Source organism: Mesorhizobium sp. M0062 (assembly GCF_040323125.1).
In the GTDB taxonomy this organism is placed as follows: domain Bacteria; phylum Pseudomonadota; class Alphaproteobacteria; order Rhizobiales; family Rhizobiaceae; genus Mesorhizobium.
Genome location: NZ_JAMYUO010000048.1, coordinates 1 through 12,811, shown reverse-complemented (window position 1 = coordinate 12,811; position 12,811 = coordinate 1). Strand labels below are relative to the sequence as shown.

The window sequence follows — 12,811 nt, the reverse complement described above, 5'->3', positions numbered from 1 at the left end:
GGCATGCATCGTGAGATACTCGGCGATGAGGCGCCGCATTGCGGCATCATCGTCAATGACAAGAACATGTTTCAACGGCACACCTCGTTTTGGGGGTTGCGCCCCGATCAGGGTTGCATTACCTGAGTCTGCAAGCAAAAGGCATGTATTAGGGATGACATTACTTGAAATTGAACAACTGGTTCTCAAAACCCTCAACGCTCTAGTTGCCGAAAAAGTAGAGGTGTCGATGACAACCAGAATGCGGGATCTCGGCCTCGACAGCCTCGACTATAACGAGCTTGCTACGGCGATCGAGAGCCGACTTGGCTGGTTTGTCGACGATTACAAGCTCTGGCAATACGAGTCCGTAAGGCATGTCGCCGACGCCGTCGCCAGTCAGGAGTTGCGCACCGCGGAACCACCAGCAGTGCGACAAGTGCTGGAGTAGTGCTGTAGGCACAGGTTACGGTGAGGGCAGCTTGGGCGGCGGTAGCTATTGCCATCCGCTGTGGTTTCTATTCGTGACTGGTGTGTTTGAGAACTGTTGGGTCAGCCCGGTCCATGTCGCAGTGCCGATGCCCCCTTGGTGGCGTTGCCCGCAATTGCGATCGCTGCGCCCAGGGCACCAATGCTGACGGTCGTTGTCAGGCCACCCGTTGAATTGTTGTCAGAGGCAACAGTGCCCACCACACCATCCCAATTGGTGGTCGTATAGACCGACATGTAGTCACGGAACACGCTCTCACTATACGTGGTCACGATCGTTGCCGTCGTACCGGTTGGCACGAGGGCCGACCACACTGACAGATAGACCACACCAGAATTGAAGATGCTTTCCACCTGAGCGAGAAGGGTGGCAGCCACACCCCCAATCGTCATACTGTTGACGGTCACTGCACTTTCGGTGTCAGTGGTCTCAGTTGTCACGATGACACGACGATTAGCGTGTGGCGCGACAAGAAGCGGAATGCTGGTGTGGGTGTAAACGGTCGTGGCAGTCGAGTCTTCGTGAGTGCCATTGAAGACCAGATCTATCGGGAACATTTTCTCCCAGACGCCCGAGCTGCGCACATAGACCTGTCGAGCCTTGGTCCAGAGGCTTGAGATTTTCACCCATACGGCGCTAGCCGCCCCCCAGACCCCGGAGGCTTTGACGTAAAGGGCCATTACGGCTGCACCCAGAAATCACCGTCCACGCCGCCAGAAGGGGCAGCGGCCGAGATCGTGACGCTGCGATTTGCCATCGTGCCGACGCCGAGAAGCGCCTTGGTCTGGGCAATGGACTGCGGTCGACGATAATTGTCCCCGGTGCCGTCACTCGACACGCGACCGACGAAGCTCGTCACAGCGTCGGCACCTGTGGCGTAGGTCGAGCGGTACAAACGCGTCGTGATATCACCAGCGCCATCGCGCTGAGGCGATGAACATGTATGGCGAGAGCAGAACGTTTGGGGCGGGACGAAGAGGTTGCGGAGGGCTGACAAGGTCGAGACGAAGCGTTGCAGGCCTCCCGGCGATCGGACCTCTGCATCATCCGCTCCCGTTTTCGCGGCGGCACATGGGAATTCTCCGCTCCGTTGTTCAACCCCTTGTGCGACCGGTGCTTGACGTCCGGCATCACCTGTCGCTTTGCCGCTCCATACGAGCGCAGCTAGTCGGTGATCATGCGCTTCGGCGCGAGCCCCTGCTTCTTCAACGGCCGCGTCAGCAAGCGCTTGGCGGCCTTGGTGTTGCGGCGGTTTTGCACGATTTCGTCCAGCACATATCCATCCTGGTCGACGGCGCGCCACAACCAAAGCTTTTTGCCGGGCGATGGTGACGCCACTTCGTTCAGGTACCAGACATCATTCCGGCACGGCGGCTTGCGGCGCAAGCAGCGAGCGCAGTCCAGCCCGAACTTAGATGCCCCACCGGCGACTTGTCTCATACGAAACCACGATGCCGCGTTCCAGCAGCATTTCCTCAACCAGGCGCAGGCTCAGCGGAAACCGGAAATAAAGCCAGAGCGCGTGGGCGATAATAGGGCGGCGGAAATCGGGGGGCGTGTAGCTGACGGCGGGCGTATTCATGCCCCCCGGCGTCCATGTCGCAAATCTTGACGATTGCTTTGTGTGTCAAGCCCGCCGCAGGTCTCAACGCGTTCATATGCAGACATTGTGAAAATCGCCCTATTCCGCCTTTTTTTACCGCCCCTTAAGTCCCCCGCTCGCATGCTTGTCGATGCATTGAACTCATAGCCATCGGCCAAGGATTTTGGAAAATATGTTTCCGCTCGCAGCAGAAAACGTGAGAGTCGCTGTAGGCCTAACGTCAAGGGGAGAGAGCGGTTTGATTGGACGAAATGGGTACCGGAGTACCGAGTCATGAAGCCACGAGGTAATCTGGTCCGACTGAAGCAATTTCAGGTGAATGAGAAGCGACGACAGTTGCACCAGCTAGACATCATGATTGCCGATTTCGAACGCATGGCGCGAGAACTGGAGTTCCAGATAAACGCCGAGGAAACGAAGGGCGGCATCTCCGATGTCAATCATTTCGCTTATCCGACGTTCGCCAAGGCCGCTCGCCTACGTCGTGACAACGTCAAGAATTCGCAATCGGACCTTCTGCGGCAGAGAACCGCAGCCGAGCCATGCCTCGCCGAGGCTGAAGCAGAGCTCTCCAAGGCGCAATTGCTAGAATCGCGCAGCGGCAGAGGCCACGACCTCGAACCCGGCAACCGAAGCGCCATGATCGGCTGAGCCGGACGGCTTCAGCGCGCCTCAATTCGCGACACCGACTGGCCGTTGGCACGCGAGAGGCGTGCGGGCACTGTAAAGATATCAGCGTCTTGATGCAGCGATAGCTGGTCGGGACGGCTGTCATGCTGCGGCGACATACGCGATTTTGTCCAGATTTGCATAGCGGCGTTACGCAGGTATGGGGAAAGTGGAATTGGTTGGCAATCGGATCATCGGTGGAGACGAACCGCTGCCGGCGGACCGGCGCCTGGCGGCAACGCCTGGCGCTTTCGGCGGCGGCGGCAACGGCAAAGCAGGCTGGCCGCGTCGAGGATGAAGCGGCCCCTGCGTGATGCCGTTCTGCTCACGGCCGGGAGACGGGGTCGGCCCCGCCGGCCGGATGCTGCTCGCTTGGCGCGGCACCGTAAAGTCAACCGACAGCTTATGAAGATGTGCTTACATTGGGCCATGTCAGAAGTTGCTCGTGGACCGCTCTATGGTCGCCACCGCTTTCCCCCGAGATCATTGCGCACGCGGTATGGCTCTACTTTCGCTTTCCGCTCAGCCTGCGCATGGTTGAGGACATGCTGGCGGCCCGCGGCATCATCGTCACGCATCAGACCGTTCGAAGCTGCGCGGAGAAATTCGGACGGCATTTCGCCCAGGAGATCAATATCAGCCGGCTGCCTGGGCGACAAATGGCATCTCGACGAATGTGTCGTGGCTATCAGTGGCAAGAAGCAGTGGCTCTGGCGTGCCGTCGATCAGGACGGCTTCGTCCTCGAAGTGCTGGTACAAAGCCGCCGAAATGCCAAGGCGGCAAAGCGTCTGATGCGCAAGTTGCTGAAAGCTCAAGGGCGGACACCACGGATCATGATCACCGACAAGCTCCGATGCTATGATGCCGCCATGCGCGACCTCATGCCCGGCGTCGAACACCGGTCGCACACAGGCCTGAATAATCGAGCGGAAAATTCGCACCAGCCGACCCGACGACGCGAAAGGATCATGAAACGCTTCAAGTCGGCACGCCAGCTTCAGCGGTTCGTTTCCATCCATGATCCGATTGCCGACCTGCTCACTTTCCCTGCAATGCGCTGTCATCGGCTCAACATCGAGACCTGCGTAACGCCCCCATGCAAATCTGAACAAAATCGCGTGTGTCGCCACAGCGTGACAGCCGTCCCGGCCAGCTATCGCTGCATCAAGCCGCTGAAACTTACAGTGCCGGGCGCGCTGCTACCTGAATTTCCTTAACGCTCATTCAATGTGACAGCACCGATTCTTCTCAACCGCGGCATGCCCTAAATCGTCACTTGCGTTCCGATCTCGACGACGCGTCCGGTCGGGATCTGGAAATATTCGGTCGCATCGGCGGCCGTGCGTGCCAGGCCGATGAACAGCTTGTCCTGCCACACCGGCATGCCCGAATTGGGCGAGGCTTTGAGCGAGCGCCGCGACAGGAAGAACGACGTCGTCATGATGTCGAACTTCCAGCCCTGCTTGCGGCAGATCGCCAACGCGCGCGGAATGTTGGGCTGCTCCATATAGCCGAAGGTCAGCGTCACCCGCATGAACAACTCGTTGACTGTCTCCATCTTGACCCGCTCGCTGTCGGGCACCAGCGGCTGCGGTGCGGTGACCACCGACAGAATGACGTTCTGCTCGTGCAGCACCTTGTAGTGCTTCAGGCTGTGCATCAGCGCTGTCGGCGCGCTTTGCGGATCGCTGGTCAGGAACACGGCGGTGCCGGACACCAGCTGCGGCTTCTTCTTCAACAGATTGCCGGCGAGGAAATCGAGCGGGATTTCGTTGCGCCGGGTCTTGTCGAACAGATAGCGGCTGCCGCGCACCCAGGTCCACATCGCCAGAACGATGGTGAAGGCCACCGCAAGCGACGCCCAGCCGCCCTCGAACACCTTGACGATGTTGGAGGCAAAGAAGCCGATGTCGATGAACGCGAACACCGCCGTCATCGCCACCGCCACCCACAGGCGCCATTTCCAAATGCGCGTCATGACGACGAACAGCAGCACCGTCGTCACCAGCATGTTGCCGGTCACCGAGATGCCATAGGCGGAGGCGAGCTTGCTCGATTCGCCGAAACCGACGACCAGCAACATCACCGCCAGCGCCAGCAAAACATTGACGCGCGGCATGTAGATCTGGCCCGACTGCCGTTCCGACGTGTGCAGGATTTCGAGGCGCGGCAGCATATTGAGCTGCACCGCCTGCCTGGTCAGCGAGAAGGCGCCCGATATGACCGCCTGGCTGGCGATGACCGTCGCCGCGGTTGCCAATACCACCATCGGGATCAGCGTCCAGCCTTCGTTCATCTCGAAGAATGGATGGCCGACGACGCCGTTCTTGGCCAGCACGAAGGCGCCTTGCCCGGCATAATTGAGCAGCAGGCAGGGAAACACGATGGCCAGCCAGGCGAGCACGATGGGCTTGCGGCCGAAATGGCCGAGATCGGCATAGAGTGCTTCGGCGCCGGTGACGGCGAGGAAGATGGCGCCGATGGTGACGAAGGCGACATCGGGCGAATTGATCAGGAAGGCGACGATGTAGTGCGGGCTCACCGCCCACAGGATTTCTGGATCGGCGATGATGTGGTTGAGACCGGAAAGGCCAATTGCCAGGAACCATACGGCGGTCACCGGGCCGAATACCAATCCCACCCCGCCGGTGCCAAAGCGCTGCACCGCGAACACCATGGCCAGGATGACCAGTGTCAGCGGCACCACATAGGGCTGGAAGGTCGGCGTGACGACGTTCATACCCTCGACCGCCGACAGCACCGAAATCGCGGGCGTGATGACCGCGTCGCCGAAAAACAGCGAGGCGCCGACGATGCCGATGCCCAGGATCACCGCCGACCGCTTGGGGAAACTGCCGCGCGCTAGCGCCATCAGCGACAGCACGCCGCCCTCGCCGCCGTTATCGGCGCGCAGCACGAACATGATGTACTTGATGGTGACGATGATAGTCAGCGACCAGATGATCAGCGACAGCACGCCGAGGATATCGCCGCGCTCGGCGACATTGCCGCCCGACGACGCCACCAGCGCCTCACGGAACGCGTAGATCGGGCTGGTGCCAATATCGCCATAGACAACGCCGAGCGCGCCTAGCATCAGCACCTTGGTGCTGTGCTGTTCGATTTCGGGATGGCTCGATTGTTCGACGGGTTCTGCCTCGCTACCAGCATTGGTAAGGGCCATGGGCGACACTCCGATAAGGGGCGGCCCTCTACCTTTGCTGCACTGCAATATCAAGTGCCGCGACGTAATGGCTCCGGATGCGGACCGCATTTGTTGCCGCACCGGCGGATTGTCTCATACGAAACCACGATCCCGCTCCCGGGCCATTTCCTCGACGAGACACAGGCTCAAGGGGACCTGAAGGAGGGCCAGACCGGATGGGCGATGATCTGCGGCAGGAAACGATGGCGCTGCTTGTAGCTGACGGCATATCTTTCTCCTTTGTGTGTCTGCCAGACGAGCGGGCGGGCACGGAAGTGGTCGCGCTCTACTGCCAGACATACTCGTCCAACCTGATGAAAACCTGACTTGTACACCCAGCCCAAACAGGTGCGAGGGGTCGGTCTATTACCAAAGGCTCTGAGGGCTGATTCTCTAGGGTTCCCGCCCAGATTGATCCGTGACCCTTGTTGTGTACCGCCGCGGGTTGATCGGAGGCTCCAACTCCTGAGAAGGTGAAACCATGACAAGCAAGGCGACCAACAAGTTCTCTCCCGAGGTCCGGACCCCCGCGGTGCGGCTGGTTCTGGATCACGAACGCGAGCATACGTCGCGGTGGGCGGCGGTTTCATCGATCGCCGCCAAGATCGGCTGCAAGAAAGCCGAGCGTGACGGCGGCGTGCGCGCCGGAGTTCCCACGGATGCTGCGACGAAACTGAAGGCTCTGGAACGCGAGAGCCGCGAGCTTCGCAGGCCAACGAGAGCAAGGCTTCCGCGTATTTTGCCCAGGCGAAGCTCGACCGCCGGTTCAGGCCACGATCGCGTTCATCGACGATCACCGCAAGGCGCATGGGGTTGAGCCGATCTGCAAGGTGCTGCCGATCGCCCCGTCGACCTACCACGACCATGTCGCCAAGCGCGTCGACCCCTGCCGGCTGTCGGCTCGGGCAAGATGGGATACAGCCTCGAAGGATGAGGTCCGACGGTTTGAGGCGAACTTCCGCGTCTACGGCGTTCGCAAGGTCTGGCGGCGGTTGCATCGCGAGGGCTTCGAGGTCGCCCGCTGCACGGTTGCCCGCTTGATGAAGGCCATGGGCCTCGAAGGCATCGTCCGCGGCAAGCCGATCCGCACTACGGTGAGCGACAAGGCCGCACCTTGCCCTCTCGACCACGTCAACCGCCAGTTCCATGCTCCGGCGCCGAACATGCTGCGGGTCTCCGACTTCACCTGCGTCGCGACCTGGACGGGCTTCGTCTATGTCGCCTTTGTCGACACCTATGCCCGTCGGATCGTCGGCTGGCGGGTGAGCCGGACGGCGCATGCAGCCTTCGTTCTCGATGCCCTGGAACAGGCTCTCCATGATCGGCGGCCCGCGCGGGGAGGCGGGCTCATCCATCACAGCGATAGAGGCAGCCAAGGCGGATTCAACCGGATCGTCGCAACACCGGCATCATACTGTCCCCCAAGGAGCTGGTCGAGGAGTTCGGCAGGTGTTTTCCAGCCGAGCGTTTTGCGCGGTCTTGTGTTGATAGCATGGGCGACTGCGTCCAGTTCCCGGGCTGTGTCCCGACTGAGATCCGTGCCCTTTGGAAAGTACTGTCTCAGCAAGCCATTGGTGTTTTCGTTGGAGTCTCGCTGCCACGGGCTTGGGGATCGCAGAAGAAAATCTCGAGCCCGGTGTCGATGCGCAGGTCGGCTGCTGCGCCATTTCCGCTCCATGGTCCCAAGTCAGCGACTGACGCAGTTGCTCGGGAAGTTTGCCCATGGATCGGGCTATGGCTCTGCGGACTGCTTAGCGCCGTGGCCGGCAAGTGGTGGACCGTTCTTGATGCGCAGGCTCTGCTGATAGCCATGCATGCGCGGCAGGTGAAGCACGCATTGTGAAGCGTGAACTTCGTTCCACGAGCGTACCGATCGCCTAGCTTCCGAGGCCAAGGATGAGGTCGCCTTCCCAATGTCCGGGGACAGCCCGATCGGCAATTTCGGCCGGACGGTCGCTTATTATAAGGGCGTCTCCAATGAAGGACTTGTTGCGAACTCGGGCCCGTTCGCGCGGTACGCGCAACGCTCGGCCTGAACGCAGACATGCGGTAAGTCCCCGGCGCAATGCTCCGCGTCCTTGAATGTACAAGGACTGATAGATCGTCTCGTGGCTGATCCGCATGGTTTGATCCTCTGGGTAATCGATCTGAAGCCGATTTAGCGATCTGCTCGGGGCTCCAGGCTGCCGACCACCTCCGGCTCTGTCGTTTTTTCCATACCCACCTTGGGGCCCTCGAATGAGGCGCCATTGGGATTGGTGACTTTGCCGGCCAAGCGCTCCTCAACATTCACGCAGAGCCGGATTGACCGCCAGCTTGCCAGGAGGCCGGCGGGACTCACGATCGGCGTGCCATTGGGCGGCACTGGCCGGTAATCCAGATTGCCGCTGCGCGTCGCGGCATTGCGCCTGACCTCCCGCGAGATTGTGCTCGGCGGCCGACCTAGCTTACGAGCAATGGCCCGGATGCCGATTCCCTTGGCAAGCTCAAGCGCAATATCCTCGCGCTCCCGAAAGAAAGATATCGCCCCGAAGGCGGCTTCGCCCACGGCGCCAAATGCGTTGGCGGCATCCCTCCTGCACTCCGAAACCAGCGCGGACCAAGAGGCGTTGATGTACCGGCATCCAGTGCGGCCTCCTCGCTCGAATGTCCCAAGGCAATAGCTTGCCAGAACCGGAAGCGATTCTCACGCTGCCAGGCAGGCGGACGCCCGGGCGAATCCAGCTTCTTTCGAGTGCACCGATCTAAGCGCGTTGGTGAACCATCATTGCAACCTCCAATCCCTTGGTGTTGCGACGACCGGTTGAATCCGCCCAACACGTCAGCATTCAATACACCGAGCGCTTGGCGGAGGCCGGCGTCGAACCCGCAGTGGGCAGTGTCGGCGACTCTTTCGATAATGCTCTCGCCGAAACGATCAACGGTCTTTACAAGGCCGAGGTGATCCATCGACGCGGACCCTGGCGCTCATTCGAGGCCGTCGAGTTCGCCAAGCTCGAATGGGTCGACTGCTTCAACAATCGCTGGCTGCTGGAGCCCATCGGCAACATCCCGCCGGCCGAAGCCGAGGAACGCTACTATGCCATGTTGGATGAACCAGCCATAGCCGCGTGACTCAAACGAAACGGCCTCCGGAATGCCCGGGGCTGTTCACATCGCATTTGATGCCAGCTTCATCGTATTTTCTTCGGCTTGGACGGGCACTTGGCAGACCCACAGAGCTGGGAACCCTTTGCCATACTACAACTGTAACATCATATCGGTTTAGCAGGTCAAGCTTCGGTGGTAACCTCATTTGGGTAGAATAACTACTTTGGAGGCGAGCAATGGATCGCGATAACAAACGGGCACGTGCAGCTGCAAGATCATCTCAAGGCGGGGGGAGCAGTAGCCTCCGTGACGTTCCAGAGGGGCCATTGAGCGATGTTGCAGAACGGCTGGTAACCGCTAACCCGCGCGATACAGCGCGAAATCTCGGGGGCTTCAAAGGCCTCGGGACGCACGAGCGAACAGCCGTTCGGGGCACTCAACCCGGGCCAGAAACTGACCTCGCGAGATTTGAAAGGCGGACCAATCGGCTTGGACGATCAGCCATCAATCTGGCCGCGACATTAACAGCCGAATTGGGGTACAGCACGGATGACATAGCATTGCAGAAAGTCGGAGCGGCCAGTAATCTAGGCGATTACCTAACGCCAGGGCTGCAAGATGCTATTGTTAATCGCATTGGCAACATGGATCCGCCGTCGCAAGCTCTCGGAGCTTATTACGTTGCGCCACACTTCAGTAAGTTTACTGACGAAAACAAATCTCGCATTCTTGATCAAGCCATTGGATTGGCTTCTTCTGATCCGGATGGCAATGTCAGGATGATGGCATCCAATGCTATTCTCAACATGTATCAACAGTTAGACGCAAATCAACAGGCCCAAGCTCACTCAGTTTTTCCCGGCATGCAACACATCTTGCCGCACATGCCGGCGCCGCAGCATGCAGCAGAGGAACGGAGTGCGAATCTGGACGGCCACATAGCAGGTATTGAGGCTGCAGTCCGTGATACAGTAGGCCCGCAAACCTCCTATGAACAGCTGCAGCGGGGTGCTCAAGTCGGGCGGTCCATAAGCCAAGCCTACAATCACGCCCGAGAGGACCTAATGGAGGCCACCCGAAGCAGAGATCGCTCCGGCCGTTGAGGTCTCGGCCATGGTACAGTGACGCTTTCTCTCCCGAATTCCGTCTTCGGCCTTGCCGTTTCCAATTCGCTGGCCGTTGACGTACAAAAACCACGTCTGCCGGGTGATGCGCTGCAAGCATCGCACCACCCACTGCGGCATCGATCTGTCGAGCGGCGACATCGCGCGACGCCGGTTCGGTCTCTGAAGCACGCGCAGCATTAGCTACGGCTAATCCGGCAATGGAACAATGCTTTCAACAAAAACGACGCCCCCCAACATAGCCATTAGCATCGCGTGCTCACTCGCCGTGGGCTTCTGTGCGGCAAGTCTTTACGCAACCTTCCGCCACGGCGGCAGCGGCGAGGCTCTGATGGCGTTTGATGTCCGTGCCTTTTGGTTTGAGACGCCCTTCTATTTGGGTTTCGCAACCCCCGTTTTCTATCGGGGCGCGGCTATCGTGCTCTCGACGTCCGCGGTCGTCTTGCTGATTCAGCAGATCGTATTGCGCCGCAAGCTCGAACACCACGGGACGGCTCGTTGGGCTCGAGTGGATGAAATGCGACGCACGGGATATCTGCGACGATACCGTGGCGTGACAGGGCCGGTGTTTGGGAAGACAAGTGGCCCTTTCTGGCCTGGCTACTACCTGACCAATGGCGAGCAGCCTCACAGCCTCATCGTTGCACCGACCCGCGCTGGCAAGGGCGTCGGCATAGTCATTCCAACGCTACTTACATTCAAAGGCTCGGTGATAGCTCTGGACGTCAAGGGGGAGCTCTTTGAGCTCACCTCGAGGGCGCGCAAAGCCGCAGGTGACGACGTGTTTAAATTCGCGCCGCTGGATTCGGAGCGGCGCACAAACTGCTACAATCCGCTGTTGGATCTTATAGCGCTGCCTCCACAGCAGCAATTCACCGAAGCCCGCCGCTTGGCCGCAAACCTGATTACGGCCAAGGGGGAGGGCGCGGAAGGTTTCGTCAGCGGCGCGCGAGATATCTTTGTCGCGGGAATCCTTGCCTGCATCGAGCGGGGCACGCCAACAATCGGCGCCGTCTATGACCTCTTCGCCCAGCCGGGGGAGAAGTTTAAGCTCTTCGCGCGACTCGCCATGGAGACTCAGAACAAAGAGGCACAACGCATCTTCGACGACATGGCGGGGAACGATACGAAAATCCTAACCTCCTACACTTCCGTGCTCGGCGATGGCGGGCTCAACCTGTGGGCGGATCCCGCTGTAAAGGCGGCCACAAGTCGCTCGGACTTTTCGGTCTATGATCTTCGCCGTCGCAGAACGTGCATCTATCTTTGCGTTGGTCCGAACGACCTTGAGGTGATCGCGCCTTTGATACGCTTGTTTTTTCAGCAAATCGTTTCAATTCTGCAGCGGTCGCTGGCCGGCCGGGATGAAAAGCACGAGGTTCTCTTCCTGCTCGATGAGTTCAAGCACCTGGGTAAGCTGGAGGCGATCGAGACCGCAATCACGACTATCGCGGGCTACAAGGGGCGTTTCATGCTCATCATCCAAAGCCTTTCGGCACTGACGGGGGCTTATGGAGAGGCTGGCAAGCAGAATTTTCTCAGCAATACCGGACTGCAAGTGTTCATGGCCACGGCTGATGACGAGACTCCGAACTACATTTCCAAGGCCATCGGTGAATACACGTTTGAAGCCAAATCGATTTCCCACAGCCAGGCGCGAACGTTCGACTGGACCATTCAGAATTCACATCAAGGTGCACCGCTATTGCGTCCCGAACAGGTTCGGCTGCTCGATGACGACTACGAGATTGTTCTCATCAAAGGTCTGCCACCATTAAAATTGAGGAAGGTGCGTTATTTCTCGGATCGCATTCTGAAACGCATCTTTGAACGCCAGACAGGCGCCCTCCCGGAGCCGGCGCCCTTGACGGGAGCAGAGGAGGCGCTCTCCGCCGAATCTCAACTCGATGACCCGCTGTGTGAATTGGCGCAGGACTTTGACGATACAGTTTGATGTGAGGCTGTGTGGACCCCGCGAGAAAATCCATCCCGTGTAGCAGCTTTGTGGCAGGTGCAGGACGCCGGCTTGGAAGAGGGGCAAGCGGGCCAAGCCCGGCAACTTGAGCAGCACGTGTCCGAGGCGCTCCGGCCGCTGTTCGATGGTCGAGCTGACGAGCCGCCAACCAATCCAGAGGAGCTTCTGCGACTGGAACAGGGGGTTTCGCGAGGTGCTTCAGCGAGGGCAGGATCATCAAGCCGCCTCGTCTTTTTTCAGCAACCCAGGGATGCCCGATGGACGGGATGACCTCAACAGAAGCGTGTCGGAGGCTTTCGCAAGCTCTGGGACGCCGGAGTTCGGGCCGCCGCCCCCAGTCTTGGCTGCCAGCCAACAGCAGATCCGCCCTTCGCCGGATGAGCTTGACCATGCAACCACCTGCCACCCGAGTGAGTCGTCCCAACAATGAACATTCACCAGCGCTGTTGTGGTCAGCGCAGACGCAGAGGGCCCTGAATGCGCCGCAAGCCGTCGCCATTCAGCAGCAGCTGAGCGAAATCGGCAATTCAGGCGGCCGCGTGCATATGCAGAGAGGGGCTGATGCGATCTCCGGACCGGTAGCTCTCGCTGTAATTGATCAGGCTGGTACTGTTGGAAGGCTTGATCAGCCTCGTCACCCCAATCTCCAGCATAGCTCACTGTCACGCGGCCAAC

8 protein-coding genes, 8 pseudogenes and 1 other annotated feature are annotated in these 12,811 nt (G+C 59.6%); of the genes and pseudogenes, 10 read left to right on the top strand and 6 right to left on the bottom strand.

The window, feature by feature from the left end; genetic code table 11:
* Positions 1 to 75: pseudogene (locus NKJ64_RS30020) on the bottom strand (DNA-binding response regulator); the annotation flags it as partial.
* Here NKJ64_RS30020 and NKJ64_RS30015 point away from each other — a divergent pair.
* A complete protein-coding gene (locus NKJ64_RS30015; protein WP_352463801.1) occupies positions 56 to 430 on the top strand; it encodes an acyl carrier protein in 375 nt (124 codons plus the stop codon). The pseudogene NKJ64_RS30020 and the gene NKJ64_RS30015 overlap by 20 nt on opposite strands.
* Positions 431 to 531: 101 nt before the next feature.
* On the opposite strand, the gene NKJ64_RS30010 is transcribed toward NKJ64_RS30015, so the two are convergent.
* From NKJ64_RS30010 to NKJ64_RS30000, 3 genes and pseudogenes are all read right to left on the bottom strand, one after another.
* Complete coding sequence (locus NKJ64_RS30010; RefSeq protein ID WP_023679572.1) at positions 532 to 1,149, bottom strand: hypothetical protein; 618 nt, start codon at positions 1,147 to 1,149, stop codon at positions 532 to 534.
* Entirely contained in the window at positions 1,149 to 1,328 is a 180-nt protein-coding gene (locus NKJ64_RS30005) for a hypothetical protein (RefSeq protein ID WP_031194388.1), read from the bottom strand. The genes NKJ64_RS30010 and NKJ64_RS30005 overlap by 1 nt, the downstream gene beginning before the upstream one ends.
* Positions 1,325 to 2,051: pseudogene (locus NKJ64_RS30000) on the bottom strand (IS6 family transposase). Before NKJ64_RS30000 ends, NKJ64_RS30005 begins: the two are co-directional and overlap by 4 nt.
* A gap of 294 nt (positions 2,052 to 2,345) precedes the next feature.
* Here NKJ64_RS30000 and NKJ64_RS29995 point away from each other — a divergent pair.
* The 3 genes and pseudogenes from NKJ64_RS29995 to NKJ64_RS29985 all read left to right on the top strand — a co-directional run bounded on the left by NKJ64_RS29995 (position 2,346) and on the right by NKJ64_RS29985 (position 3,850).
* Entirely contained in the window at positions 2,346 to 2,723 is a 378-nt protein-coding gene (locus NKJ64_RS29995; RefSeq protein ID WP_023690673.1) for a hypothetical protein, read from the top strand.
* Between the two features lie 233 nt (positions 2,724 to 2,956).
* A pseudogene (locus NKJ64_RS29990) lies at positions 2,957 to 3,120 on the top strand (DUF1403 family protein); the annotation flags it as partial.
* 50 nt (positions 3,121 to 3,170) lie between these two features.
* A pseudogene (locus tag NKJ64_RS29985) lies at positions 3,171 to 3,850 on the top strand (IS6 family transposase).
* A 156-nt stretch (positions 3,851 to 4,006) separates the two neighbouring features.
* On the opposite strand, the gene NKJ64_RS29980 reads toward NKJ64_RS29985, so the two are convergent.
* Positions 4,007 to 5,926, bottom strand: a complete 1,920-nt coding sequence (locus tag NKJ64_RS29980; RefSeq protein ID WP_352463800.1) for a potassium transporter Kup — start codon at positions 5,924 to 5,926, stop codon at positions 4,007 to 4,009.
* 197 nt (positions 5,927 to 6,123) lie between these two features.
* Between NKJ64_RS29980 and NKJ64_RS29975 the strand changes: the two genes are divergently transcribed.
* Entirely contained in the window at positions 6,124 to 6,273 is a 150-nt protein-coding gene (locus tag NKJ64_RS29975; RefSeq protein ID WP_023703136.1) for a hypothetical protein, read from the top strand.
* Positions 6,274 to 6,428: 155 nt separating this feature from the next.
* A pseudogene (locus NKJ64_RS29970) lies at positions 6,429 to 7,323 on the top strand (IS3 family transposase); the annotation flags it as partial.
* Positions 6,679 to 6,795: a sequence feature (AL1L pseudoknot), on the top strand. Its footprint overlaps the pseudogene before it by 117 nt.
* On the opposite strand, the pseudogene NKJ64_RS29965 reads toward NKJ64_RS29970, so the two are convergent.
* Positions 7,302 to 8,728 (bottom strand): annotated as a pseudogene (locus NKJ64_RS29965) (IS30 family transposase). The pseudogenes NKJ64_RS29970 and NKJ64_RS29965 overlap by 22 nt on opposite strands.
* A 30-nt stretch (positions 8,729 to 8,758) precedes the next feature.
* Here NKJ64_RS29965 and NKJ64_RS29960 point away from each other — a divergent pair.
* The 4 genes and pseudogenes from NKJ64_RS29960 to NKJ64_RS29945 all read left to right on the top strand — a co-directional run.
* A pseudogene (locus tag NKJ64_RS29960) lies at positions 8,759 to 9,061 on the top strand (transposase domain-containing protein); the annotation flags it as partial.
* Positions 9,062 to 9,597: 536 nt separating this feature from the next.
* Entirely contained in the window at positions 9,598 to 10,140 is a 543-nt protein-coding gene (locus tag NKJ64_RS29955) for a hypothetical protein (RefSeq protein WP_352463799.1), read from the top strand.
* A gap of 229 nt (positions 10,141 to 10,369) precedes the next feature.
* Positions 10,370 to 12,115 (top strand): type IV secretion system ATPase VirD4, encoded by a 1,746-nt coding sequence (gene virD4, locus NKJ64_RS29950; RefSeq protein WP_352463798.1) that lies wholly within the window; start codon positions 10,370 to 10,372, stop codon positions 12,113 to 12,115.
* Positions 12,116 to 12,525: 410 nt separating this feature from the next.
* A pseudogene (locus NKJ64_RS29945) lies at positions 12,526 to 12,811 on the top strand (hypothetical protein); the annotation flags it as partial.

What these genes read in the sequence shown, in the direction of transcription:
- NKJ64_RS29975 (WP_023703136.1), top strand. Translation starts at nt 6,124, where the DNA reads ATGGGCGATGATCTGCGGCAGGAAACGATGGCGCTGCTTGTAGCTGAC.
- NKJ64_RS30010 (WP_023679572.1), bottom strand. Translation starts at nt 1,149, where the DNA reads ATGGCCCTTTACGTCAAAGCCTCCGGGGTCTGGGGGGCGGCTAGCGCC.
- NKJ64_RS30015 (WP_352463801.1), top strand. Translation starts at nt 56, where the DNA reads ATGACAAGAACATGTTTCAACGGCACACCTCGTTTTGGGGGTTGCGCC.
- NKJ64_RS29980 (WP_352463800.1), bottom strand. Translation starts at nt 5,926, where the DNA reads ATGGCCCTTACCAATGCTGGTAGCGAGGCAGAACCCGTCGAACAATCG.
- NKJ64_RS29995 (WP_023690673.1), top strand. Translation starts at nt 2,346, where the DNA reads ATGAAGCCACGAGGTAATCTGGTCCGACTGAAGCAATTTCAGGTGAAT.
- virD4 (WP_352463798.1), top strand. Translation starts at nt 10,370, where the DNA reads ATGCTTTCAACAAAAACGACGCCCCCCAACATAGCCATTAGCATCGCG.